Annotated in this window: 25 protein-coding genes and 1 rRNA gene; 12 read left to right on the top strand and 14 right to left on the bottom strand. The window is 71.4% G+C overall.

Going from position 1 to position 23,704, the window contains the following annotated elements; genetic code table 11:
- Positions 1–86, top strand: a 5S ribosomal RNA gene (gene rrf, locus AB4039_RS26065); the annotation flags it as partial.
- Positions 87–147: 61 nt separating this feature from the next.
- On the opposite strand, the gene AB4039_RS26060 is transcribed toward rrf, so the two are convergent.
- Positions 148–996: a DUF3626 domain-containing protein gene (locus AB4039_RS26060; protein ID WP_442271953.1), complete on the bottom strand. Its 849-nt coding sequence runs from the start codon at positions 994–996 to the stop codon at positions 148–150.
- A gap of 49 nt (positions 997–1,045) precedes the next feature.
- Between AB4039_RS26060 and AB4039_RS26055 the strand changes: the two genes are divergently transcribed.
- Positions 1,046–1,603 (top strand): GNAT family N-acetyltransferase, encoded by a 558-nt coding sequence (locus AB4039_RS26055; protein ID WP_266840581.1) that lies wholly within the window; start codon positions 1,046–1,048, stop codon positions 1,601–1,603.
- A 9-nt stretch (positions 1,604–1,612) separates the two neighbouring features.
- Here the strand turns inward: AB4039_RS26055 and AB4039_RS26050 are convergent, their stop codons facing one another.
- The 6 genes from AB4039_RS26050 to AB4039_RS26025 all read right to left on the bottom strand — a co-directional run bounded on the left by AB4039_RS26050 (position 1,613) and on the right by AB4039_RS26025 (position 8,798).
- Positions 1,613–3,229, bottom strand: a complete 1,617-nt coding sequence (locus AB4039_RS26050) for a type VI secretion protein (protein ID WP_442271952.1) — start codon at positions 3,227–3,229, stop codon at positions 1,613–1,615.
- 2 nt (positions 3,230–3,231) lie between these two features.
- Entirely contained in the window at positions 3,232–4,650 is a 1,419-nt protein-coding gene (locus AB4039_RS26045) for an ATP-binding protein (protein WP_266840585.1), read from the bottom strand.
- 20 nt (positions 4,651–4,670) lie between these two features.
- On the bottom strand, positions 4,671–6,233 hold the full coding sequence (locus tag AB4039_RS26040; RefSeq protein ID WP_266840586.1) for an SCO6880 family protein: 1,563 nt from the start codon (positions 6,231–6,233) through the stop codon (positions 4,671–4,673).
- Positions 6,230–7,573, bottom strand: a complete 1,344-nt coding sequence (locus tag AB4039_RS26035; RefSeq protein WP_442271951.1) for a hypothetical protein — start codon at positions 7,571–7,573, stop codon at positions 6,230–6,232. The genes AB4039_RS26040 and AB4039_RS26035 overlap by 4 nt, the downstream gene beginning before the upstream one ends.
- Positions 7,563–8,387: a hypothetical protein gene (locus tag AB4039_RS26030; RefSeq protein ID WP_442271950.1), complete on the bottom strand. Its 825-nt coding sequence runs from the start codon at positions 8,385–8,387 to the stop codon at positions 7,563–7,565. The genes AB4039_RS26035 and AB4039_RS26030 overlap by 11 nt, the downstream gene beginning before the upstream one ends.
- A gap of 102 nt (positions 8,388–8,489) precedes the next feature.
- Positions 8,490–8,798 (bottom strand): hypothetical protein, encoded by a 309-nt coding sequence (locus tag AB4039_RS26025; protein ID WP_042818271.1) that lies wholly within the window; start codon positions 8,796–8,798, stop codon positions 8,490–8,492.
- Positions 8,799–9,175: 377 nt separating this feature from the next.
- Between AB4039_RS26025 and AB4039_RS26020 the strand changes: the two genes are divergently transcribed.
- Positions 9,176–9,721 carry a hypothetical protein gene (locus AB4039_RS26020; protein ID WP_442271949.1) on the top strand — a complete coding sequence of 182 codons (546 nt, stop codon included), beginning with the start codon at positions 9,176–9,178 and terminating at the stop codon, positions 9,719–9,721.
- A gap of 224 nt (positions 9,722–9,945) precedes the next feature.
- On the opposite strand, the gene AB4039_RS26015 is transcribed toward AB4039_RS26020, so the two are convergent.
- Positions 9,946–10,776 (bottom strand): pentapeptide repeat-containing protein, encoded by an 831-nt coding sequence (locus AB4039_RS26015; protein WP_266840592.1) that lies wholly within the window; start codon positions 10,774–10,776, stop codon positions 9,946–9,948.
- A gap of 86 nt (positions 10,777–10,862) precedes the next feature.
- Here AB4039_RS26015 and AB4039_RS26010 point away from each other — a divergent pair, with 86 nt between their 5' ends.
- The 5 genes from AB4039_RS26010 to AB4039_RS25990 all read left to right on the top strand — a co-directional run bounded on the left by AB4039_RS26010 (position 10,863) and on the right by AB4039_RS25990 (position 16,118).
- Complete coding sequence (locus tag AB4039_RS26010) at positions 10,863–11,471, top strand: LysE family translocator (RefSeq protein ID WP_266840593.1); 609 nt, start codon at positions 10,863–10,865, stop codon at positions 11,469–11,471.
- 72 nt (positions 11,472–11,543) lie between these two features.
- Positions 11,544–12,338 (top strand): thioesterase family protein, encoded by a 795-nt coding sequence (locus tag AB4039_RS26005; RefSeq protein WP_442271948.1) that lies wholly within the window; start codon positions 11,544–11,546, stop codon positions 12,336–12,338.
- Positions 12,339–12,387: 49 nt separating this feature from the next.
- Positions 12,388–14,139: a protein kinase domain-containing protein gene (locus AB4039_RS26000; protein WP_442271947.1), complete on the top strand. Its 1,752-nt coding sequence runs from the start codon at positions 12,388–12,390 to the stop codon at positions 14,137–14,139.
- A 74-nt stretch (positions 14,140–14,213) separates the two neighbouring features.
- Positions 14,214–15,218: a C40 family peptidase gene (locus tag AB4039_RS25995; protein ID WP_442271946.1), complete on the top strand. Its 1,005-nt coding sequence runs from the start codon at positions 14,214–14,216 to the stop codon at positions 15,216–15,218.
- 201 nt (positions 15,219–15,419) lie between these two features.
- Complete coding sequence (locus tag AB4039_RS25990) at positions 15,420–16,118, top strand: phosphatase PAP2 family protein (protein ID WP_442271945.1); 699 nt, start codon at positions 15,420–15,422, stop codon at positions 16,116–16,118.
- 146 nt (positions 16,119–16,264) lie between these two features.
- Here the strand turns inward: AB4039_RS25990 and AB4039_RS25985 are convergent, their stop codons facing one another.
- On the bottom strand, positions 16,265–16,516 hold the full coding sequence (locus AB4039_RS25985; RefSeq protein ID WP_442271944.1) for a hypothetical protein: 252 nt from the start codon (positions 16,514–16,516) through the stop codon (positions 16,265–16,267).
- Positions 16,517–16,738: 222 nt separating this feature from the next.
- Positions 16,739–16,912: a hypothetical protein gene (locus AB4039_RS25980; protein ID WP_266841832.1), complete on the bottom strand. Its 174-nt coding sequence runs from the start codon at positions 16,910–16,912 to the stop codon at positions 16,739–16,741.
- Positions 16,913–17,097: 185 nt separating this feature from the next.
- Here AB4039_RS25980 and AB4039_RS25975 point away from each other — a divergent pair, with 185 nt between their 5' ends.
- The gene (locus tag AB4039_RS25975; RefSeq protein ID WP_266840603.1) at positions 17,098–17,958 is read left to right on the top strand and encodes a hypothetical protein; all 861 of its coding nucleotides are present in this window, start codon (positions 17,098–17,100) and stop codon (positions 17,956–17,958) included.
- 147 nt (positions 17,959–18,105) lie between these two features.
- Positions 18,106–18,258 (top strand): hypothetical protein, encoded by a 153-nt coding sequence (locus AB4039_RS25970; RefSeq protein WP_167456795.1) that lies wholly within the window; start codon positions 18,106–18,108, stop codon positions 18,256–18,258.
- Between the two features lie 142 nt (positions 18,259–18,400).
- On the opposite strand, the gene AB4039_RS25965 is transcribed toward AB4039_RS25970, so the two are convergent.
- The gene (locus AB4039_RS25965) at positions 18,401–18,760 is read right to left on the bottom strand and encodes a metal-sensitive transcriptional regulator (protein ID WP_030240557.1); all 360 of its coding nucleotides are present in this window, start codon (positions 18,758–18,760) and stop codon (positions 18,401–18,403) included.
- A 206-nt stretch (positions 18,761–18,966) separates the two neighbouring features.
- Here AB4039_RS25965 and AB4039_RS25960 point away from each other — a divergent pair, with 206 nt between their 5' ends.
- Complete coding sequence (locus AB4039_RS25960) at positions 18,967–19,587, top strand: DUF47 domain-containing protein (RefSeq protein WP_030240555.1); 621 nt, start codon at positions 18,967–18,969, stop codon at positions 19,585–19,587.
- A gap of 5 nt (positions 19,588–19,592) precedes the next feature.
- On the top strand, positions 19,593–20,591 hold the full coding sequence (locus AB4039_RS25955; RefSeq protein ID WP_266840605.1) for an inorganic phosphate transporter: 999 nt from the start codon (positions 19,593–19,595) through the stop codon (positions 20,589–20,591).
- A gap of 137 nt (positions 20,592–20,728) precedes the next feature.
- Here the strand turns inward: AB4039_RS25955 and pstB are convergent, their stop codons facing one another.
- From pstB to pstC, 3 genes are read right to left on the bottom strand one after another with little or no spacing between them, the layout of a single operon-like run.
- Entirely contained in the window at positions 20,729–21,505 is a 777-nt protein-coding gene (gene pstB, locus AB4039_RS25950) for a phosphate ABC transporter ATP-binding protein PstB (RefSeq protein WP_266840607.1), read from the bottom strand.
- Between the two features lie 30 nt (positions 21,506–21,535).
- Complete coding sequence (pstA, locus tag AB4039_RS25945; RefSeq protein ID WP_266840609.1) at positions 21,536–22,618, bottom strand: phosphate ABC transporter permease PstA; 1,083 nt, start codon at positions 22,616–22,618, stop codon at positions 21,536–21,538.
- Entirely contained in the window at positions 22,618–23,607 is a 990-nt protein-coding gene (gene pstC, locus AB4039_RS25940; protein ID WP_266840610.1) for a phosphate ABC transporter permease subunit PstC, read from the bottom strand. Before pstC ends, pstA begins: the two co-directional genes overlap by 1 nt.
- Positions 23,608–23,704 lie beyond the last annotated feature (97 nt).

The raw sequence follows: 23,704 nt of genomic DNA, 5'->3' as shown, positions 1-23,704 counted from the left end.
TTTACATTCCGAACCCGGAAGCTAAGCCTTTCAGCGCCGATGGTACTGCAGGGGGGACCCTGTGGGAGAGTAGGACGCCGCCGAACAATCATTGTGGGAAAGCCCCGCACCTTATGGTGCGGGGCTTTTCTGCGTTTACGGGCCGATTCAATTCCGGCAGAGGCCGAAGCGGGCCAGGTAGTGCCAGACGCGCTTCAAGGCCTGCTCGTCGTGGTCGCCGGTACGGGCCGCCTCGCCGAGGATGCGGGGGGTCAGGACGCCGGCCACCGCGATGGATCCGCCGAGGTCGACGAATTCCTGGCCGCGGTAGGCGGGGTGCCGCCGCAGTTCCGTCACGGTGAGGCGGAAGCCCGGATGCCATTCCGTGGGGCAGGGGAGGGCCGCCGCTGCCGCCTCGACCTCGGTGTCGCGGTAGCTGGGGTCCAGTACGAGGGCGGAGACGTCGCGGTCGAGCCGGACCGGGGTGTGCACCTGGGCTTCGATGTAATCGTCCAGGGCGTCCTGGTCGTCCGCTTCGGCCAGGGCGATCAGGGACATGCGGCCGGCGACCCCGAAGGACCCCGGCTCCAGATAGCTGTCCGGGTAGCAGAAGGTGGTCCGGGACAGGGTTTCCGGGGCGAGGCGGAAGTGGGCCGAGCCGAAGCGCGGGGCGGCGCCGGCCGCGGAGTGGCGGAAGTTGAGGGCGCCGTACACCGGGCGGGCCTCGGCCGGCGCGGTGTCGTAGGCGCCGCCGAACATCCGGCTCTCCCACTGCCAGCGCGCTCCGCCGGGATGGGCCGTGAGTCCGCCGTTGCTGGTGCCCGTCACGAACTGGGAGCGGTACACGCCGTCTTCGGCCAGGGCCGTGAGCACCGGACGGCCGTTCAGGACGCGGTCCGGGTGGAAGTTCAGGGTGATCGGGAGCGTCGGGTCCAGGGTGGGGCCCGAGGCGAGCGCGGTGACGTGCTCGATCGCGCGGGTGTGGGGTTCGGGGTGTGGTGGGTGCGGTCGGTGCATGGGGGCAGTCTGCAACAGCGTGGCGGGGGCGGGTGGTTAGGATCCGGCCATGAAGCAGCATGTGATACGTACGGTGCAGGCCGATGAGTGGGAGAAGGTCAAGGCGCTGCGGATCGCCGCATTGCGGGATCCGGCGGCTCCGGTGGCCTTCCTGGACACGCTGGAGGAGGCGCAGGCCCGGCCCGACGAGTTCTGGCAGGGGAGGGTCGCGGGGGCGGCGAGCGGGCGGGCCGCCCGGCAGTTCGTGGCCGAGGCGGCGGACGGGCGATGGGACGGCTCCGTCACCGTGCTGGTCGAGGAGGGCGGGACGGCCGACTTCTTCGGGAACCCCGTCGAGGCCTCGCAGGGGCATCTGGTGGGGGTCTTCGTACGGGAGGAGCAGCGCGGGACCGGGCTGACCGAGGCCCTGTTCACGGCCGCGCTGGAGTGGGCCTGGTCGTTGGAGGGGCCCGAGCTGGCCCGCGTACGGCTCTTCGTGCACGAGGAGAACGCGCGGGCCGGGGCGTTCTACCGGCGCTACGGCTTCGAGGCGAGCGGGCGGACCGTGCCCGTGCCCGGGGACTCCGGGGCGCGGGAACTGGAGTACGGGGTCGCGCGGCCGGCGTAGCGGCGTCGTTCAGGGGAGGTCGGCCTGGGGCCAGTGGGCCCGTGCCTGTTCGCGGCTGCGGCACAGGGCGAGGAGCGGGAGCGTCTCGTCCGTCAGCAGTTCCGGGAGCTGGGGTACGGGCGCCACGGCCGCGACGTCCTCCAGGACCAGGGTCAGTGGTGGGTCGAGCCGACCGGCGGATGACCGTACGGCCACGCGCCGGCCGTGCTCGACCACGCTGGAGGCGAGTGCGGTCAGCAGCGGCATCGCACCCGGGTGGGTCCGGGGGTCTTCGAGGGGTTCGCCCACCACGTACAGGCTGCCCCCTTCGGCGAGGAACGATGCCAGGGTGAGGGCGTCCGTGCGGTTCGGGGTGCAGGCCTCGCGGATGTGGATCGAGGTCAGGCAGGACAGGGACCGGGCGGTGAGGTACTGGGCCTGTTCGCGGCGTTCGGGGTGCCCGGTGAGGGCGCTTTCGAGCTCGCCGGCCGCGCCGGGTGCGGCCTGGAGGTGGGTGCGCAGGATGCGGACTGGGTCCTGGGCGGAGTTGCCCTGGGCCCAGCGGTGCAGCTGCTTGAAGGGGCGGTCGTCGAGGGCGGCGGCCTGGAGCCAGCTGCGCAGGAGGGTCTCGGCGGTGTCGGCGACGGCCGCGTCCAGGCGGGCCTGGGGGCGTACGGGGGCCAGCAGGGCGACCGCGCGTGCGGCGGCGGTGTCGCGGTCGGCGCAGCCCTCGGCGGGGTTCCAGTGCATGCGGGCCGGGGTGTCGCACAGGTGCGAGGGGTCGTAGAGCAGGACCGGTCCGAGTTTCGCCCGCGCGTCCTTGGTGTCCGACCACAGGGCGGGGGACGAGGTGACGACGAGGACGGCGCCTTCGGCGGAGGCGATGGCCTGGGCGGCGAGGCGGTGGCGTTCCGCGGGGGTGGCGTAGGTGAGGCGGGCGGGTGTGGTGGGTGTGGTGGGTGTGGCGTGGTGGCCGGCCGGGGCCGGGGGCTTCGGGGCGTAGCCGAAGCCGTAGCGGTAGGCCTCGTCGACGGGGGCGGGGCGTGGCGCGGTCGGCGTGACGGCGGCCTCGGGCACGGGGGTGGGCACGGGGGTGGGTGCGGGGTCCTGGGCCGGGATCGGATCCGGAGCCGGGATCGGCGCAGGGGCCGGCGCTGGCACGTGGCTCTGGGCCTGGGCCTGGGCCTGGGCCTGGGTCGGAGCCTGCGCCTGGGCGTGGGCCTGGGCCTGGGCCTGGGCCTTGAGGTCGGGCTGCGGGGGTGCCGCGGTGGTGGGGGACGGGGTGTGGCGGCGGGCCCTGGTACGGGCCACCACGCCCATGGTGAAGATCGTGAGGACCAGCATCACGAGCAGCTGGCTGATGAACAGGCCCCAGAACAGGCCCCACCCGGACAGGGCCGCCGGGGCGGTGTCGGGCCAGGCCGCCGCGATGTCGTGGGGTTGCGCTATCAGGGCGCGGACGGCCCCCGGGGTGCGGGTGAAGGTGACCGTGGCCGGCCAGGCGCCCTTCGAGAAGAGGGCGGCCAGGCCGGTGGCCGACCAGACCAGGACGGCGAGGCCGAGGAGGAAGGCCAGGAGGCCGACCAGGACTCCGTCGGGGATGCCGCCGGCTCGCGCCGGGGGCTCCGTACGTCTGGCGTCGGGCATGGTCAGGCCACCGTGGCGGCCGAGCCGGGGCCGGCGCCCCGCTGGCGCTCGATGTACAGGGCGCGTTCCTCCGCTTCGAGTTCGGCGGCCAGGAGCTCGTCGGGAAGCAGGTCGGGGGTGGAGGACTCGGTCATCGCGCGGTCGGTGTAGACGAGGGGGCGTTCGGTTTCGGTGATCAGGTGTTTGACGACCTGGACGTTGCCGTTGACGTCCCAGACGGCGATGCCGGGGGTGAGGGTGGGGATGATCTCCACCGCCCACCGGGGGAGGCCGAGGACCCGGCCGGTGGCGCGGGCCTCGTCGGCTTTCTGGGCGTAGATCGTTCTGGTCGAGGCCATCTTGAGGATGGCCGCGGCTTCGCGGGCGGCCGCGCCGTCGACGACGTCCGAGAGGTGGTGGACGACGGCGACGAAGGACAGGCCGAGGCGGCGGCCGAATTTGAGGAGGCGCTGGAACAGCTGGGCCACGAAGGGGCTGTTGATGATGTGCCAGGCCTCTTCGACCAGGAAGATCCGTTTTTTCCGGTCCGGGCGGATCCAGGTGTGTTCCAGCCACACGCCGACGATCGCCATGAGGATGGGCATGGCGATGGAGTTGCGGTCGATGTGGGAGAGGTCGAAGACGATCAGGGGCGCGTCGAGGTCGATGCCGACGGTGGTCGGGCCGTCGAACATGCCGCGCAGGTCGCCGTCGACGAGGCGGTCGAGGACGAGGGCGACGTCTAGTCCCCAGGCCCGGACGTCGTCTATGTCGACGTTCATGGCGAGGGCGGATTCGGCTTCGGGGTGGCGCAGTTGTTCCACGATGTCGGTCAGGACGGGCTGGCGGTCCCGGATGGCGTCCACGACGTAGGCGTGGGCGACCTTGAGGGCGAAGCCGGAGCGTTCGTCGAGGCCGTGGCCCATGGCGACTTCGATGATGGTCCGGAGCAGCGCGAGCTGGCCGGTCGTCGTGATCGCCGGGTCGAGGGGGTTGAGGCGGATCCCGTCGTCGTTGGCGGCGATGGGGTCCAGGCGGATGGGGGTTATCCCCAGCTGCTGGGCGATCAGGTTCCACTCGCCGACGCCGTCCTCGCCCTGGGCGTCGAGGACGACGACCTGGCGGTCGCGGAAGCGGAGCTGGCGCAGGACGTAGGTCTTTTCGAGCGCCGACTTGCCGTTGCCGGATTCGCCGAGGACCAGCCAGTGGGGGGCCGGGAGTTGCTGGCCGTAGAGCTGGAAGGGGTCGTAGATGTAGCCCTTGCCGCTGTAGACCTCGCGGCCGATGATGACGCCCGAGTCGCCGAGGCCGGGGGCCGCGGTGGGCAGGTAGACGGCCTGCGCCTGGCCGGTGGAGGTGCGGACGGGCAGACGGGTGGTTTCGACCTTGCCGAAGAGGAAGCTGGTGAAGGCGTCCGTCAGGGCGGACATGGGATCTCGCATGGGGCGGCCGTTCCCTCCAGCTAGCGTCGGATGCCGGTGGCGAACGGCAAGGTGTTGACGAAGGCGCGGTGGTGCTCGCGGTCGCACCATTCGAGCTTCAGGTAGGACTTCCCGGCGGAGGCGCGGATGGTGCGCTTGTCGCGGGCGAGGGCTTCCGGTGAACGCGAGGACACCGTGATGTACCCGACGATGTTGACTCCGGCAGCGCCGCTGGCCAGATCTTCACCCCTCTGGTCGAGCCGGCCGTGGGCGGCGATGTCGCGCGGGTCGACGGTGCGGTTCATCTTGGCGGCGCGGCTGGCGTCGGCCTCGTCGTTGGTCTTCTCGGTGAGCATCCGCTCGATGGCGACTTCGGTGGGTTCCAGGTCCATGGTGACGGCGACCGTGCGGATCACGTCGGGGGTGTGGACGAGGAGGGGGGCGAGGAAGTTCACGCCGACCGGGGTCATCGGCCATTCCTTGACCCATGCGGTGGCGTGGCACCAGGGGGCGCGGGTGGAGGACTCGCGGGTCTTGGCCTGGAGGTAGGTCGGTTCCACGGCGTCGAGTTCGGCGGGCCAGGCGTTGCGCTTGGTCATGGCCTGGATGTGGTCGATGGCGTGGTCCGGGTCGTACATGGAGTGCACGAGGGAGGAGAGGCGGCCCTGGCCGAGGGGTTGGCGGACGCGGATGTCGGCCTCGGCGAGGCGGGCGCAGATGTCGGTGAGTTCGCGGGCCATGACGATGGCGAGGCCGGCGTCGCGGTCGAGCTTGCGGCCCTTGTGGGGGGTCCCGGCGCGGGCGATGGCGACGGCTTCGGCGGCCAGGTCGCGGGTGAAGTGCATGCAGGCGACGAGGTAGGCGCGGTGCTGTTCGGAGGAGGTGGAGACCATCGACTGGAGCTGGTCGTAGGAGTCGCGCAGCCAGCCGGGGGCCTGGGTGTCTCCGCGTTGGGCGACGTCCTTGGCGTGGGCGTCGGGGTCGGCGGGGAGGGTGCGGGCGAGCATCTGGAGGCGGGTGACGAAGCCGTCGCCGTTGGCGACGTGCTTGAGGAGGGTGCCGAAGCGGTCGACGAGGGCTTCCTGGTCCTCGCTGTCGCGCAGTCCGACGCCGGGGCCCTCGATCTCGATGGCGGCGGTGACGGTGCGGCGGTCGGCGTGCAGGAGTACGGCGATCTCGTCGGGGCCGAAGGGGGCGGCGAGCCAGTTGATGCGGCCGATGCCGGGGGGCGGGCCGACCTCGACCTCGCGGCCGTCGGCGGCGCGGGTGCCGGATTCCATGGCGGCCGAGCGGTAGGTGGTCCCGCGGCGCAGGGTGCGCTTGTAGCTGCGGCTGATCTCGAACCACCGGTAGAAGGTGCGGCCCCGGTAGGGGACGTACACGGCTGCGAGGGCGAGCATGGGGAAGCCGGCGAGGCTCACGATGCGCAGGGTGAGGTCGGGGACGAGCAGGCCGCTCATCATGCCGAAGAACGCGCCGACGATGATCAGGGCGATCTCGCCGGTTTCGCGGTTCTTGCCGACGATCGCGTTCGGCCTGGCGCGGCCGATGAGATACGTGCGGCGGGGCGCGATCGGGTGGATCTGGTGGGACTGGGTCGTCAACGCCCGTCACCTCCTGTGTTCCTCGTACTGGAGCCAGTGCGGGGCGCGGGCGCGGCGGAGGGGACGGTTCCGCCGCCGGACCCGCTGCCGGAGCCTCGGCTGCTGTGGGCGGCCATGCCTCCGGAGATCTGGTTGGCGTCGCCTCCGGTGGAGCCGCCGGAGGCGCGGTGGGCACCGCCGCCGCGGCTGCTGTGGGTCTTGATGCCCTGGGAGACGAGGGAGGCCGGGGAGCTGATGACGGCGGCGGCCTGGGCGCCGTCGGTGGCCTTGGAGCGGTTGCTGCGGGCGGAGGCGATCTCGTCGCCGAAGCCGGGGACGAAGCGGTAGATCATCGCGGAGGCGAAGATCGCCAGGAGGATGATGGCGAGGCCGGAGACGACGGCGGAGAAGGCGTCGGGGCCCTTCTCGCCGGCGAGGGCCCCGGCGAGGCCGAGGACGATGACGATGACCGGCTTGACGAGGATGACGGCGATCATGATGCCGGCCCAGCGGCGGACGTGGCCCCACATGTTGCGGTCGACGAGCCCGGCGTAGACGACGGTGCCGAGGAGGGCGCCGACGTAGAGCAGGGCGGCGCGGATGACGAGCTCCAGCCAGAGCACTCCGGCGGCGAGGACGGTGACGAGGGCGACGACGACCAGCATGATCGGGCCGCCGCCGATGTCGCTGCCCTTCTTGAGGGCTTCGGAGAAGGAGCCGAAGAAGACGTCGGTCTGGCTGCCGGTGGCGGAGGCGATGACCTCGGTGACGCCGTCGGTGGCGGAGACGACGGTGTAGAGGATCAGGGGAGTGAAGGCGGAGGCGAGGACCGTGAGCCAGAGGAAGCCGATGGCTTCGGAGAGGGCGGTGGTGAGGGGGACGCCGCGGATGGCGCGCTTGGCCACGGCGAGGAGCCAGAGGACGAGGGTGAGGATGGTGGAGGCGGCGAAGACGACGGCGTACTGCTTGAGGAAGGCGGGGTTGGTGAAGTCGACGTTGGCGGTGCCCTTGACGGCTCCGCTGAGCTTGTTGACGATCCAGGCGGCGGCGTCGGCGCAGCCCTTGGCCAGGGAGGCCAGGGGGTTGAGCGAGTCCGCTCCGTCGCTGGGGGCCAGACCGGTCCCCGGGTTTCCCCCGGACGTGCCCGTGCCGTTCTGGCAGTACTGCTTCGACGGGCCGTCGAGCAGGGCGCAGGGGTCGTTGCTCGCCTGCGGGGTCGGTGTTGACCCGGGCGTGGCCGATGGTGAGGGTGAGGCGGGCGGAGAGGGTGCGGCATAGGCGCGGGAAGCCAGGGCCGCGAGGGCCACGTGGGCAGAGGCGATCACGCCCAGCCGTGTGGGGAGCCGGAGGTTAGCGCGCATAGGTGAATCCTCCGAATTCCTTGATGGCCTTGCTCATGTCGTCGGACGTCGACACGGGGACATCGCCGGGAACCGGGGCGGGCCCGTCCTGCTGTGTGTCGTCTACGACCTTCCAGTCCTCGCCGATCCAGCTCAGTTCGAAGGTCCAGGTCTTCCAGAGGGTCCGCACGGGGTCGGTGGACTTGGCCCCGGCCATGCCGATCAGGCCGGTGTACCAGACGGCGATCTTGGCTCCGGTCGGGGTGTAGCTCTCGACACGGGTGCCGATCGGGACGGCGCGGGTGACGAAGGTGCTGCCCTGTGGGGGGTTCCCGTTCGCGTCGAGGCCGAGCTTGGCGAGGAACGCAGTCGAGTAGGCCTCGTCCTGAGGGCCCTTCATGCGGGCTGCGGTGTCCGGCGCGTAGATCCCGTCGACGAGGGCGTGCCGGGTGTCCTTCTTGAACATGCCGTCCGAGCCCAGCGCCGCGGTGTAGTTCGCCGCCGCCGACTGGGCGCCCTGTTCGTCGTGGGCGAAGCCCTTCGGGATGCCCGCGGTCTTGGTGGTGACCGGGGCCGTGCCCGTCGGGGCCGTGGGCGTGGTGGTCGGGGGTTTGTCCGAGGAGGTGTCGCCGCCCGGGGAGTCCGAGGACTGGTTCGCGAACGCGATGGCGGCGATGAGCAGGACCACGACGCCGACCACCGTCACCAGGCCGCGGGAGGCGCGGGGTGTGCGGCGGGGGGTGCCGTAGGGGTCGGAGGGGGAGTCGGGGAGGCGGGTGCGGGTCTGGCCCGTGCCGCCGACGTCGCCGCCGCCGTAATGGTCGTCGTTGCTCATTGCGTGTCCGCCCCCTCCGCGTCGTACGACGGTAGCGCTCGTTCCCGCTCAGGCGCGGTGTGGTGATTCGTCATCAGGGTGCGGCCGGCCGCGCCGGTTCGGCTAGACGGCCATTCCGTAGACGATCGTGAAGAGGGTGCCGAGGGAGCCGATGATGAAGACTCCCGTGAGGCCGGCCACGATCAGGCCCTTGCCCTGTTCCGCGCTGAAGGTGTCGCGCAGTGCGGTCGCGCCGATGCGCTGCTTGGCTGCGCCCCAGATGGCGATGCCGAGACAGAGGAGGATCGCTACGGCCATGATCACCTCGATCATGACCTTCGCTTCGTTGCCGAGACTGCCGAACGGCCCCCAGTTCGGGGCGATTCCGCCGATGATGGTGGTGATATCGCCCTTTTCGGCTGCCAGGATCATGTAACTCACCGCCCCTGTATGGGTAGTTCCGGTAGCCCGTGCCCGACGGCAGGGGTCACGCACTATCTTCGCTGATGAAACCGCCGCCGTCGTCGACTTGGCGGCTCTCTTTACCCGATCTCCCGGCGTGCGCCCCTCCCGCGCGCCCTGACCTGGTCACTCTGTGTATCACGGTGGGTGACCCCGGGCAATGATTGTCGGCCCGGCGTGCGCGGGGCCGGGTGAGGGGCGGCCGTTCGGCGCAGGGGGGCGCGTGTCGCTGGGCCGTCCCGCTGATATTTGTCCGACATTCCGTCAGTCTTTCCATCTTTGCGGCGGGTTGGGGGGAGGCTCGCGGTCGTTGGCCGTGATGGCGTGACGATGTGAGGAGGGGCCTGATGGGTTCCGCGATGGAGCCGGGCCGCAGGGCCCGGCTGGCCGCCGGGATGGCCGTGGCGTTGATGTGCGGGCTGGTGGCCGTGCCGGTGCAGGCGGCGGCCGCGGAGGCCGGGCCGGAGTACGGGTACGGGTACGGGTACGGGTGCGGGAAGGACGACGGCCGGGCCTTCAAGGGCGGGGGGTGCACCGGGCCGCGCGGGCCCAAGGGGCCGAAGGGTGACCGGGGTCCGGCCGGGCCGCACGGGCCGTGCGCGGACGTCGACACCGCCTCGGGGCCGGGGACCTCGGAGTTCAGTGCCGTGCTGAGCCGGGGGAGGGCGTACGTCGGGGCGAGGGCCACGCCGACGGCCCCCTACCGCTGGCAGGACCTGACGCGGGCCAGGACGCCGGGCTTCCCGCGCGACGCGTGCGGGGTGTCGGTGCGGGTGGGCGGTCCGCGGGTGTACGTGAAGGTGCTCACCACGGGCGGGGACATCTACGAGAACTCGTGCACGACGGCGTTGGTCTGCACGCTGGGCTGGACGGCCGTGGTCCGGCCCTACTGACGCCGGCCGTCCCGGGGTGCGGCGCCGTGACCGGAGTCGGGGCCGGGCGCGGCGCCGCTGGGCGGGGTGACCTCGTAGCGGAGTGTCATATTCCGGTTGGGTCGCTCACCGTACGGGGACAAGGGCGGGTGGGAGCGCGAGGGGCGCACGCGCGCACGGCGGGCGCCGGGCGCCGGAGGCGGGCGTCAGGCGCGGCGGCGGGCGCGCGTGCCGGGTCGCGCGGCCTACTGCCAGTGGGACGGGCGGGTGAGGGACGGGGGGATGCGGGTGGCGGCGTCGCCCCGGGCGGCGTTCAGCTGGGCCTGGGTCAGGAAGAGGGCGTCGCGCAGGTCGGCTCCGCGGAGGTTCGTGTCGCGGAAGTCGGCGCCGATCAGGTCGGCGGTGCGCAGGTCGGCGCGGCCGAGGTCGGCGGCGATCAGGTAGGCGCCGCGCAGGTTGGCGCCGCGCAGGTCGGCTCCCGCGAGGCGGGCGCCCATCAGGTCGGCGCCGCGGTGGTTCGCGCGGCGGCCCGGGGCCTTGGCGCGCACCAGCTCGCTCGCCTTGAGGAGGAGGGGGTTGATGTCCTGGCGCAGGGTGCCCACGTCGAGGCCGGTCAGCTCCTTGGCGTCGGCCCGGGTGAGGGCCTCGGTCCGGGCCAGGGCCGTGCGCAGGTCCGGGTGGAGGGGGGCCGCGGCGGGGAGGGCGAGCGCTTCGGCGACGTAGAAGAGCAGCTCGTGCAGCTGGCGCATGACGGGGAAGGCCTCGAACATCTCGGCCCGGGTCTCGGGGTGTGCGCGCCAGTCGCGGCCGCCGAAGGTGACCTGGGAGATCTGCTGTCCGGCCCCGAAGCAGTCGAAGACGGTGCATCCCTGGAAGCCCTGGTCGCGCAGCCGGGTGTGGATGCCGCAGCGGAAGTCCTGCCGGAGGTTCTTGCAGGGGGTCCCGGCGGACTTGTTCACGGCGAAGTCGTTGGACTTGGCGAAGGGCAGGGCGACGCAGCACAGCGCGAAGCAGTTGCCGCAGTCGGCCTGCAGGACGGGGAGCGGGGGGCGCGCGGGGCGGGCGGTGGTGGACACCCCTCCATTGTCGCCGGAGGGGCGGGCCGACGGGTTCGCGGCCGGAGTGCCTTGATCCGCGGGGCGGGGGCGGTGAGCATCTGTACATGACAGAAGTGATCGCAGTTGCAGTCATCACCCTGCTCGCGGTGATCAGTCCGGGCGCGGACTTCGCGATGGTGGTCCGGAACAGCTACCTGTACGGCCGGCCCACCGGGCTGTTCGCGGCGGCCGGGGTCGCGGCGGGCGTGCTGGTGCACGTCTCGTACACGATGCTGGGCGTCGGTCTGCTGATCGCCTCGTCGACCGCCCTGTTCACGGCGATCAAGCTGGCGGGTGCCGCGTACCTGGTGTGGATCGGGATCCGTACCTTCCGGGCGCCGGACGGGCTGACCGTGGACCTGGAGTCGAAGCCGGGGCTGAGCCCGCTGGGTGCGCTGCGGTCCGGGTTCCTGACGAACGTGCTGAATCCGAAGACGACGCTGTTCGTGGTGTCGACCTTCACGCAGGTCGTCGATCCGGGGACGTCGGCGTGGCAGCAGGTGGGATACGGGCTGTTCATGTCGGCCGCGCACCTGGTGTGGTTCGGGGCGGTGGCGCTGTTCTTCTCGGACTCGCGGCTGCGCGACCGGATGCTGAAGGCGCAGAAGGCGCTGAACCGGGCGATCGGGTCGGTGCTGGTGGGGCTGGGTGTGGGGCTGGGCTTCGCGCGCTGAGCGGGCGCGGGGTGCGGCGGCCTGCGGCGCGGGGCTGGCGCCCGGGGTTACCTGTGGGTAGCGTGCGGCGGCATGGACGCTGAGGCCGGGTTCTACGAGCGGATCGGTGCGGGGCGGTTCGTGGCGGGCGAGGCCACGCGCGGGCCGTGGGACGCGGGCTCGCAGCACGCCGGGCCGCCGGCCGCGCTGCTGGCGCGGGAGATCGACGAGCGGGCGGGCGCGCGGGAGGACATGCGGATCGCGCGCGTCACGTACGAGATCCTGCGGCCGGTGCCGATCGGCGGGCTGGAGATCACCACGAGCGTGCTGCGGGCCGGCCGGAACACCGAGCTGGTCGAGGCGGCCCTGACGCCCGAGGGCGGTTCCGGGCCGGTGATGCTGGCGCGGGCGCTGCGGATCAGGGTGGCCGGGGAGCCGGTGCCCGCGGTGGTCCCGGGGGCGGTGGTGCCGACTCCGGGGGAGGCGGTGGCGTCGCCGTTCTTCCCCGTGCCGTGGGAGAAGGGCTACCACTCCTCGGTGGAGGCCCGGTTCACCGACGGGGCCTTCACCGAGCCGGGGCCGGGGACCTGCTGGATGCGGATGCGGGTACCGCTGGTGGCGGGGGAGGCGGTCAGGCCGCTGGACCGGGTGCTGGTGGCCGCCKATTCGGGCAACGGCATCAGCGCGGTCATGGACTTCGGCCGGTTCGTGTTCGTCAACGGCGACCTCACCGTGCACGTGCACCGGCACCCGGTCGGGGAGTGGGTCTGCGTGGAGTCCCGGACGAGCGTGGACGCGGCGGGCATCGGCCTGGCCGACGCCCGGCTGCACGACGAGAAGGGGCCGATCGGGCGGGGGGCGCAGAGCCTGTTCGTGGCGGAGCGCTGAGGCCAATCCCCTTGTGGGCCAGGAGAGTCCGTATGGCACTCTCGTGCGGGTGGAGGCACTGAGAGACAACGACCCGGCCCATATAGGGGCGCAGACGCTGCTGGCCCGGCTGGGGGCCGGGGGCATGGGGCAGGTGTACCTCGGGCGGTCGCCCGGCGGTCGGCTGGTGGCCATCAAGGTGATCAAAGAGGAGATCACCGGGCACCCGGAGGCTCTGGCGCGTTTCCGCCGGGAGGCGGAGACGGTCCGCGCGGTGCGCTCCGCCTACACGGCGAACCTGATCGACGCGTCACTGGCGGCGCCGCCGTACTGGCTCGCCACCGAGTACGTGGCCGGGCCCACGCTCAGCCACGCGGTGCGCGAGTTCGGGGCTCTGCCCGCCGCCGCCTGCCGCAGGTTGTTCGCCGCGCTGGCGGAGGGGCTGGCGAGCGTGCACAGGTACGGGGTCACGCACCGGGACCTCAAGCCGCAGAACGTCATCCTGGGCGCACAGGGGCCCCAGCTCATCGACTTCGGCATCGCCAAGGGCGTGGCGGAGACGGCTCTGACGCAGGCCGGCTCCGCTCCCGGTACCCCCGGGTACACGGCCCCCGAGGTGCTGCTGCGGGGTGAGGCCGCGGACGCCGCCGACATCTTCGCCCTCGGTGCCACGATCGCCTACGCGGCCACGGGGCGGGCCCCGTACGGCACCGGGGATCCGACGACGGTCAACTTCCGCGCCGTGCACGGGGAGATCGACGTCGCGGGCGTGGAGCCCGAGCTGGCCGAGCTGATCCAGGCCTGCGTGGTGGCGGAGCCGGGCGCACGGCCCGCCCTCGCCGAGATCATCCGCCGCTGCGCGGTGGACTCGGCGCTGGTCGACGACCCGGTCTACGCCTCGCTCACGGCGACCGCGGGCGGTACGGGCCAGGTCCCGGGGATGCTGCCGTCCACCATCGGGCCGGGGTTGCCCGCGGGCGCTTCGGGCTACGTGCCGACGTACGTGCCCGCACCCCCGCCCGCCACGGAGCGGACGCGGGCCGTGCCCCGCTGGGCGGTGGCGGTGGTGGCGGGACTGCTGGTGGGCGGGCTCGGGACGGGCGGGTACCTGCTGCTCCAGGACAGGGAGGACGGCCACGGTGCCCGGGCGGGCGGACCGCCGTCCGGTCGGGCCACGCCGGCGGGCCAGGGCGCGCCCAGCGGTACGGCCTCCTCGCCCTCGGGGCCGCAGGCGTCGAGCCCGGCACCGGGACCGGCCTCGTCCGCCTCGACCGGAGGCTCCGGGTCCGTGCCGGATCACATCGAGCCCGCGACGGTCTCCCGGGACCTGTGGACCGGCACGGCGCCCGGTGAGGGGAGCTGCAACCTGCCGCCGGAGGAGCGGGCGCAGTACCTGGTGGGCTCCGTGGTGGACGCCGCCGACCCCAACGCGAAGACGGTCGCGGGCAAGGTCAAGATCCATGTGATGCTGAAGCCATATCATCAGGAGAAGGGGCCCTACCTCGTCTCCGTCGGCGTCAAGCCGCCCCACGAGATCGACGCGACGACCCAGCGGCCGTTCGAGAACGTCCGTGACTACAACCACAGCATCGGCTACACCAGCAAGCCGATCGACCTCACCCAGAAGACCTCCGACGGCGGCGTCTACCTGACCTACCCGGACGACTTCGCCACGCAGCTCGTGGACAACGACGGGAACACGAGGCGCTTCCCGGCCATCCCGGTGGCCAACGATCCGGGCGGCTGGACCGTGCTGTTCTATCGCGTCCGGGGTCTCAGGGAATACAGCAGCCTCTACTGCACCGGCTTTCCGGTGAAATAACGTCAAGACAGACTGATGAATGCACTGTCAGGCGACCTGTTATGCGGCAGTGTTGACGAGTGCGCAAATTCTGGGTGGCAAGCGGGATCGGGATCGGCGTGTGCCTGGCCTTCGTCGCGCTGCTGGTCGTCGGCACGTACTCGGCGGCGGCGGGTCTCACGAAGGGCGGCAGGCAGGGCGCCGTGGCGCTGGTCAAAGGGGCGGTTCCGGCGATCTACCAGCCATTGGTGGAGAAGTGGGGAAACCTGTGCCCCGCACTCAATCCGGCCATGCTGGCGGCCCAGTTGTACACCGAGAGCAACTGGAAGCCCGATGTGGTCAGCCACGCGGACGCGCGCGGTATCGCCCAGTTCATCCCGGAGACCTGGGCCACGTACGGAATCGACGGCGACGGTGACGGGGACCGCGACATCTGGGATCCCAAGGATGCGATCCCTTCGGCCGCCTCGTACGACTGCCAACTGGCCAAGGATGTCGCGGGAGTGGCAGGAGATGCGTCGGACAATATGCTCGCCGCCTACAACGCCGGTCCCTACCGGGTCATCAAGGCCGGGGGCGTGCCACCGCTCACCGAGACCCAGGGCTACGTGAAGGCCATCCGTTCCCTGGAGAAGAGCTTCGCCCGGCCCGTCGGCCGGGTGGCGCCCTCGCAGCAGGCCGCCGGGGCCATCTACTTCGCGCAGAAGCAGCTCGGGACGCCCTATCTGTGGGGTGGCAACGGGACGCCCGATCAGAACGGGCGGTTCGACTGTTCCGGGCTGACCAAGGCGGCGTACGAGACCGTGGGGATCGAGCTGCCGCGTGTGGCCAACGACCAGTACAACGCCGGTTCGCACCCCTCGCGGGCGGAACTGCTGCCCGGTGATCTCGTGTTCTTCTCCGACGATCTGACGAACTCCCGGGAGATCCGGCACGTCGGCATGTACGTGGGCGGCGGGTACATGATCAACGCCCCGTACACGGGGGCGGTCATCCGCTTCGACAAGATCGACACTCCCGACTACTTCGGTGCCACGCGGGTGACCAAGGACGGGGCCGCGGCCCTTCCGGAGCGGGCGGCCGCCACTCCGGCGGCCTAGCGACACTCCGTGAACCGCAGGCCTTGAGCTGCGACGGCGAATCACTCTTGGATAACGTTGGAGTGATCATTCGATGGAGAGTGGAACGTACCTGCCAGAACGGGCGTTCCATGAACACGAGACTTGATCGGCGGGGGGTTTGGAGGGGCGCACACCGGCGTGCGCCCACAGGGGACCTAGGCAAGCAAGGGGCCGCGTCGCATGGCTGGACTCACAACAGGTGGGCCGAATGTGGATGTCAGCCTGCTGTACGAGATCAACGACCTGGCCCGGCACGCCCCGGGCTGGTTCGACCGGGGCGTCGCGCTCGCCGGCGGGTACGGGCTGCCGCTGGCCATGGTCCTGCTGGTGCTGTGGTGTTGGCGCGGAGCCCGGCGGCAGGACGAGACGACGGCCGCCGATTCCTTCGCCGCGCTCGTCTGGGCACCGCTCGCCGCCGCCATCGCCCTGCTCGTGAACGTTCCGCTGCGCGGGTTCGTGGCGCGCCCGCGGCCCTTCGTCCAGCACGAGGGGCTCGAAGTGCTCGGCGGGATGGCCGGCGGGCCGGGAGCCGGGTACTCCTTCGTCAGTGACCACGCCACCCTGATGATGGCCCTCGGCGTCGGGGTGTTCCTGGCGAACCGTCGGCTCGGGCTCGTCGGGATCGGGCTCGCGCTCGCCGAGGGGCTGTGCCGGGTCTACCTCGGCGTGCACTACCCGACCGACGTCATCGGCGGGTTCGCGCTCGGCACCGCCGTCGTGCTGCTCCTCGCGCCCCTCGCCATGGCCGCGCTGACCCCGCTGGTACGGGCGCTCGCGCGCGCGCCGCGGGCGGGGCGGCTCGTCAGGGCCGGGGAACGGGTCGTTGCCCGGCCGGTGGAGCTCGCGCAGCGGCCGGCCGAGAGCGACCTCGCCGCGTAGCGGGGGCAGCGGCGGGAGTGGCGGGAGCGGGCGCGGTCAGCCCGTGTACGAGTTCCACAGCGCGAGCAGGACCGCTGCCGCCAGGCACAGCACCGCCGCCCCGAAGCACAGCCGCACCGCGGCCGGGCGGGGGCGGGGCCGGGGACTCACCGGTCGCCGTCCCCGGCGCCCCCGTCCCCGCGGCCCGCGTCGGAATCCTCCGCGTCGTCACGGCGGTAGCGGGACCGCAGCCACAGCCCGGTGGCCACGGCCGCGGCGGTGGTGACCCCGATGGCCAGTGCCACGTCGCCCGGGCCGTCCGCCGTGCCCACGGGGCCGGCCCAGGCCGCCGCGGCCGGGGTGAGCGCGATCAGCAGGGCCCAGAGGAGGGCTGCGAGGCGGGGTGCGGTTCCTGGCATGGATCCAGGGCAGCCGGTCCCGGGCCACCCGGCCACCCGGGCCGTCCGAACGGGCGACACACCCGGACGCGGGGCGCCCGCCGGGCCCGTACCGAGACCGGGCCCGTACCGAGACCGGGCCCGTACCGAGACCGGGCCCGTACCGAGACCGGGCCCGCACCGCGCCCGGGCCCGCACCGCGCCCGGGCCCGTACCACGCCAGCGCCCGCACCGCGCCCGGGTCTAGTCCGCGCTGTGCCGGGTGGCGTCCCTGCGGGCCAGGTCGCGGGAGCGGCGGGCCGGGCCGGTCCAGCCGCAGCTGCAGACGGCCAGACAGAAGGAGCCGCGTTCCGCGGTGCTGGTGATGTGGCCGGGCGTCGGCTGCGCGGACTCCACGGGGTGACGCGGAGCTGGCACAGCGGTAAACGGAGGGACCGGAGTCGCCTGGGTGTGCGGATCCACGTCCCCACGGTACCCGGTCGGACCGGTGGCGGTACGGGTCCCGGCCACTCCCCGGCCGTGACGGGAAACCCCGGACCTCGTTAACCGGAGCGGGTGGGGCCTCGGGCAAACAGCGGTCACGCGTTGGGGGTTGGCAGGCGATGGTGGTGCATCAGCACAGGCGGCGGCGCAGGCGTGCGGGTGGGGCGGTGCTCGCGGTCTGCGTGGCGCTGGCCGTCGCCGCCCTCGGCGGATGCGGTGCCGCGAGCGGTACGGGAACCGGAACCGCGGCGGCGGCCGGCGACGACCGGCCGCCGGGGGATCCGGGCGCGGCCGTCCGCGGGGCCGCCGACGCGCTCGTGGCCACCGGCAGCGCCCAGGCCCGTACGGCCATGGAGATGGCCACCGGCGGCACCCGGGTCACCATCCGCGGCGAGGGCGGCGTCGACTTCAGGAAGCGGATGGGGCAACTGCTGGTGATGCTCCCCGCCGACGTGACCGGCAAGCCCGAGCACCGGCCCATCACCGAGCTGCTCGTCCCCGGCGCGCTCTACATGAAGAACCGGGGCGCCGGGGTGCCCGACGACAAGTGGGTCCGGCTCGACACGGCCGCGCTCTCCGACGGGAACCTCGTCACGGGCGGGGCCACCGATCCGCTGGCCGCCGCCGAGCTGCTGCGCGGCGCGCAGGAGGTGACGTACGTGGGCGTCACCGAGGTGTCGGGCACCAAGGTGCGGCACTACCGGGGTACGACGGACATCGGGCGGGCCGCGCAGAGCGCCTCGCCGGGGGTCAAGGGGGCGTTGGAGGCGGCGGCGAAAGGGTTCAGCAAGGACAGCGTGCCCTTCGATGCCTACCTGGACGAGGAGGGGCGCCTGCGGCAGGTCAGGCACCGTTTCACGTACGTCAAGAATGGCGTGATCGATGTCTCCTCGACCACGCTGCTGTACGGGTTCGGCACTCCCGTGACCGTCGTATTGCCCGCAAGCGCGGACATTTATGACGGGAAGATCGCCGACTAGCCGGTCCGGCGGGCCCGGACGGTGCGTCCGGGCCATGACCCCGCTATCCGGAAATGGTCCATCCGTGTCATGCGCGGCACGACGTGCGGTCCCTACGCTGGGAGGCCGAGCGCCGACGGGCGAGGGCGGCAGAGAGAGGTGGCACGCGTGACTCCCGCGGGCGGTACGACGGTGCAGGACCACGTGGCACTCGCCGAGATCGAGCTGTGCGGTGAGCTGATCATCGCGGCCTCGACGGCCGTGGAGGAACGACTCAGTCAGGACCGCATCGACGAGGTCCTGATGGGCATCTGCCTCTAGTCCCCGTCGCCCGTCTCGGGTTCCCGGCCCGGTTTCCGGTCCCGTCTCCGTTTCCGGGTCCCGTCCTCCGTCTCCGGGTCCCGTCCTCCGTCTCCGTTTCCGGTTCCCGGCGGAGCCGCGGGTGCGGCGCCGCCGCCGGGGGTCAGGTGCGCAGGAGGCGGGCGATGGCCTTAGTGGCCTCTTCCACCTTCGCGTCGATCTCGGTGCCGCCCTTGACGGCCGCGTCCGCGACGCAGTGGCGCAGGTGCTCCTCCAGCAGTTGCAGGGCGAAGGACTGGAGGGCCTTCGTGCTCGCCGAGACCTGCGTGAGTATGTCGATGCAGTAGACGTCCTCATCGACGAGTCGCTGGAGGCCGCGGATCTGGCCCTCGATGCGGCGCAGCCGCTTGAGGTGCTCGTCCTTCTGGTGGTGGTAGCCGTGGACGGCTCCGCCCTCGTGGGTCAGGGTGCCGGGGGCGGTGCCCGTCTCGGCTCCGGAGCCCTCCGCCTCGATGGTCGTCATGGGTCCTCCCGTGGTCCGGAATGAGGGATACAGAGGGATACATACCCCTCATGGGTATAGGGTACTTCGCCCCGGTCCGAGGGACAGGGGTCCGTCTCGCCCACTGTGCCCGATGGAGGACACTGGGGAACCGTGCCGGTTAGCCGTGGCCGGGGGATGCGCCTAGCATCAGCCTGACCGAATCCAATGCACCCCGAGGACCTCACGTGCGATTTCGTCTGACCCCCAGGGAGACGAGCTTCTACGACATGTTCGCCGCATCCGCGGACAACATCGTCACGGGCTCCAAGCTCCTGATGGAACTGCTCGGAGCGGATCCCTCCGCCCGGGCCGAGATCGCGGAGCGGATGCGGGCGGCGGAGCACGCGGGGGACGACGCGACGCACGCGATCTTCCACCAGCTGAACTCCTCCTTCATCACGCCGTTCGACCGTGAGGACATCTACAACCTCGCGTCGAGCCTCGACGACATCATGGACTTCATGGAGGAGGCCGTCGACCTGGTCGTCCTCTACAACGTGGAGGAGCTCCCCAAGGGCGTCGAGCAGCAGATCGAGGTGCTGGCGCGGGCGGCCGAGCTGACCGCGGAGGCCATGCCGCACCTGCGGACCATGGACAACCTCACCGAGTACTGGATCGAGGTCAACCGGCTGGAGAACCAGGCGGACCAGATCCACCGCAAGCTGCTCGCCCAGCTCTTCAACGGCAAGTACGACGCCATCGAGGTGCTGAAGCTGAAGCAGATCGTCGATGTGCTGGAAGAGGCCGCCGACGCGTTCGAGCACGTCGCGAACACGGTGGAGACCATCGCGGTCAAGGAGTCCTGAACCACGTGGACACCTTTGCTCTGATCGTGACCATCGGTGTCGCGCTCGGCTTCACCTATACGAACGGCTTCCACGACTCGGCGAACGCGATCGCCACCTCCGTCTCGACGCGGGCCCTGACGCCGCGCGCGGCGCTGGCGATGGCCGCGGTGATGAACCTCGCCGGTGCCTTCCTGGGCAGTGGCGTGGCCAAGACGGTCAGTGAGGGCCTGATCGAGACGCCCCACGGCAACCGGGGCATGTGGATCCTCTTCTCGGCGCTGGTCGGCGCGATCGTCTGGAACCTGATCACCTGGTACTTCGGCCTGCCCTCGTCCTCCTCGCACGCGCTGTTCGGCGGGATGGTGGGCGCGGCCCTGGCCGGCGGGACCGAGGTCATCTGGTCCGGGGTGATCGACAAGGTCGTCATCCCGATGTTCGTCTCGCCGGTGGTCGGCCTCGTCGTCGGTTACCTGGTCATGGTCGCCATCCTGTGGATGTTCCGCCGGGCCAACCCGCACAAGGCCAAGCGTGGCTTCCGCATAGCGCAGACGGTGTCGGCGGCCGGCATGGCGCTGGGCCACGGCCTCCAGGACGCCCAGAAGACGATGGGCATCGTGGTGATGGCCCTGGTCATCGCCGACGTGCAGGACGCGGGCGCGCCGATCCCGATCTGGGTCAAGATCGTCTGTGCCGTGATGCTGTCGCTGGGCACCTACGCGGGCGGCTGGCGCATCATGCGCACCCTCGGCCGCAAGATCATCGAGCTGGACCCGCCGCAGGGCTTCGCGGCGGAGACCACCGGTGCCTCGATCATGTTCGGCTCGGCCTTCCTCTTCCACGCGCCGATCTCCACCACCCACGTGATCACCTCGGCGATCATGGGCGTGGGCGCGACCAAGCGCGTCAACGCGGTCCGCTGGGGCGTGGCCAAGAACATCATCCTGGGCTGGTTCATCACCATGCCGGCCGCCGCCCTGGTGGCGGCGCTCAGCTTCTGGATCGTGGACCTCGCCTTCGTGTAGCGCGCGGGTACGAAAGCGGGCCGGCTCCCCCCACCCAGGGGGAGCCGGCCCTTTTCTTTCGCCTTGCGGTGGCACCGCCATGCAGCACCGCAGGACGTGCGGGTCATGCGGCGGAGCCGCATGAGGTCTGGTCCGGTCTAGCCGAAGCGGCCGGAGATGTAGTCCTCGGTCGCCTGGACGGACGGGTTGGAGAAGATCCGGTCCGTGTCGTCGATCTCGATCAGCTTGCCCGGCTGGCCGACGGCGGCCAGGTTGAAGAAGGCGGTGCGGTCCGAGACGCGGGCGGCCTGCTGCATGTTGTGCGTCACGATGACGATCGTGAAGCGCTCCTTCAGCTCGCCGATCAGGTCCTCGATGGCGAGGGTGGAGATCGGGTCCAGGGCCGAGCAGGGCTCGTCCATCAGCAGGACCTGGGGCTCGACCGCGATGGCGCGGGCGATGCACAGGCGCTGCTGCTGGCCGCCGGAGAGGCCGGAGCCCGGCTTGTTCAGGCGGTCCTTGACCTCGTTCCAGAGGTTGGCGCCCTGGAGGGACTTCTCCACGATGTCGGTCAGCTCGGACTTCTTGTAGCGGCCGTTCAGGCGCAGGCCCGCCGCCACGTTGTCGAAGATCGACATGGTGGGGAACGGGTTCGGGCGCTGGAAGACCATGCCGACCGTGCGGCGGACCGCGACGGGGTCCACGCCGGTGCCGTAGAGGTTCTCGTCGTCCAGCAGCACCTTGCCCTCGACGCGGCCGCCGGGGGTGACCTCGTGCATGCGGTTCAGGGTGCGCAGGAAGGTGGACTTGCCGCAGCCGGAGGGGCCGATGAAGGCGGTCACGGAGCGCGGCTCCACGGTCATCGAGATGTCATCGATGGCCTTGTGGGTGCCGTAGAAGGCGGACAGTCCGCTGACGTCGATTCGCTTCGCCATGAGGGGTCACTTCGCTTTCAGGGGGTCGCGTCAGCGACCGGTCTTCGGGGCCTTCCAGCGGGCGATGCCGCGGGCCACCAGATTGAGGATCATGACGAAGGCGATCAGGACGAGCGCTGCGGCCCATGCCCGGTCGTAGGAGGCGTCACTGCCGACCTTGTACTGCTCCCAGATGTACAGCGGGAGCGAGGACTGAGCACCTTCGAAGGGGTTGCCGTTGATCAGCTGGGTGCCGAAGACCAGGAGCATGATCGGGGCGGTCTCGCCGGCGATGCGGGCGACGGCCAGCATGAGGCCCGTGGCGATGCCGCCGATGGCGGTGGGGAGCACGACCTTCAGGATCACGCGCCACTTCGGTACGCCGAGGGCGAGGGCGGCCTCGCGCAGCTCGTTCGGGACGAGCTTGAGCATCTCCTCGGTCGAGCGGACCACGACGGGCATCATCAGGATCGACAGGGCCATCGCGCCGGCGAAGCCGGAGGGGCCGAAGCCGAGCGCCAGGTTCCAGGTCGTCAGGATGAACAGGCCCGCGACGATGGAGGGGATGCCGGTCATGACGTCGACGAAGAAGGTCACGGCCTTGGCGAGGCTGCCCTTGCCGTACTCGACCAGGTAGACGGCGGTCAGCAGGCCGATCGGCGCGGCGATCAGGGCGGCCAGGGCGACCTGCTCGATGGTGCCGAGCAGCGCGTGGTAGACGCCGCCGCCCGGCTCGAAGCTGGTGACGCCGTTCATCGAGTGGGTGAGGAAGTCGGCGCTGAACGCCTTCAGGCCCCGGCTGACGGTGATCCAGATCAGCGAGAGCAGCGGGATGACCGCGAGGACGAACGAGACCCACACGAGGGAGGTCGCGATCCGGTCCTTGGCCTGACGGCGGTTCTCGACCACCGCGCTGGCGGTGTACGTGATCACGACGAACAGGATCGAGGCGATCAGGCCCCACTGGATCTTGCTGTCGAGGCCGGCGACGGCGCCGATGCCGCAGCCGAGGGCGATCGAGAGGGCAGCGATGCCGGCCGGGGCCCAGCGGGGCAGGCCGCCGCGGGTCAGGCGGGCGGGGGCGGCGGACTTGTGGGCCGGTGCCGGCCGCTGGTCCTGGAGTGCGTGGCTCATCAGGCGTTCGCCCCCGAGAAGTCCTTGCGTCGGGCGATGATCAGCCGGGCTGCGCCGTTGACCAGCAGGGTGAGCAGGAAGAGCACCAGGCCGGAGGCGATCAGGGCGTCGCGGCCGAACTCGTTGGCCTCGTCGAACTTCGCGGCGATGTTCTGCGCGAACGTGCCGCCGCCCGGGTCGAGGATGTGGCCGGAGATCAGGAAGCTCGGGGAGAGGACCGTGGCGACGGCCATGGTCTCGCCGAGGGCGCGGCCGAGGCCGAGCATCGAGGCGGAGATGACGCCGGAGCGGCCGAAGGGCAGCACCGACATGCGGATGACCTCCCAGCGGGTCGCGCCGAGGGCCAGGGCGGCCTCCTCGTTCATGCGCGGGACCTGGAGGAAGACCTCGCGGCTGACGCTGGTCACGATCGGCAGGATCATGATCGCGAGCAGGATGCCGACGGTGAAGAGCGAGCGGGCGACGCCGACCTGGGTCTTGTCGAAGACGTAGGTCCAGCCGAGGTACTCGTCGAGCCAGAGGTTCAGCCCGTTCAGCTGCGGCACCAGGAAGAGGGCGCCCCAGATGCCGTAGATGATCGACGGCACGGCGGCCAGCAGGTCGACCACGTACGCGATGGGGGCGGCCAGCCTGCGCGGCGCGTAGTGCGAGATGAAGAGGGCGATGCCGACCGCGATCGGAACCGCGATGGCCATCGCGATGATCGAGCTGACGACGGTGCCGAAGAGCAGGACGGCGATGCCGAAGACGGGAGGGTTCGACGACGCGTTCCAGTCGAAGGTGGTGAGGAAGTTCCCCTCGTTCTTCGACAGGGCGATCGAAGCGCGGTAGGTGAGGAAACCGGCGATCGACGCCATGATCACCAGGAGCAGGATGCCGGAGCCCTTGGAGAGCCCCGCGAAGATCTTGTCACCGGCGCGGCCGGTGGACCTTCCGCTCTTGGTGACCGGCGGAGCCTGGTCTATCTGCGTGGGTGTGGTGGAAGCCATGGTCTTTCCGGTCTGGGTGGGGGGCAATGCCCCCTGGCGGCGGTGCACCGGATCCCCTGGGTGGAGGGGAGGGTCCTCCGGGCCGGGCCGATCGGAC

Source organism: Streptomyces sp. M-16 (assembly GCF_052114405.1).
Lineage (GTDB): Bacteria > Actinomycetota > Actinomycetes > Streptomycetales > Streptomycetaceae > Streptomyces.
The sequence above is the reverse complement of the archived record's forward strand: the minus strand, read 5'-3'. Positions and strand labels throughout refer to the sequence as shown.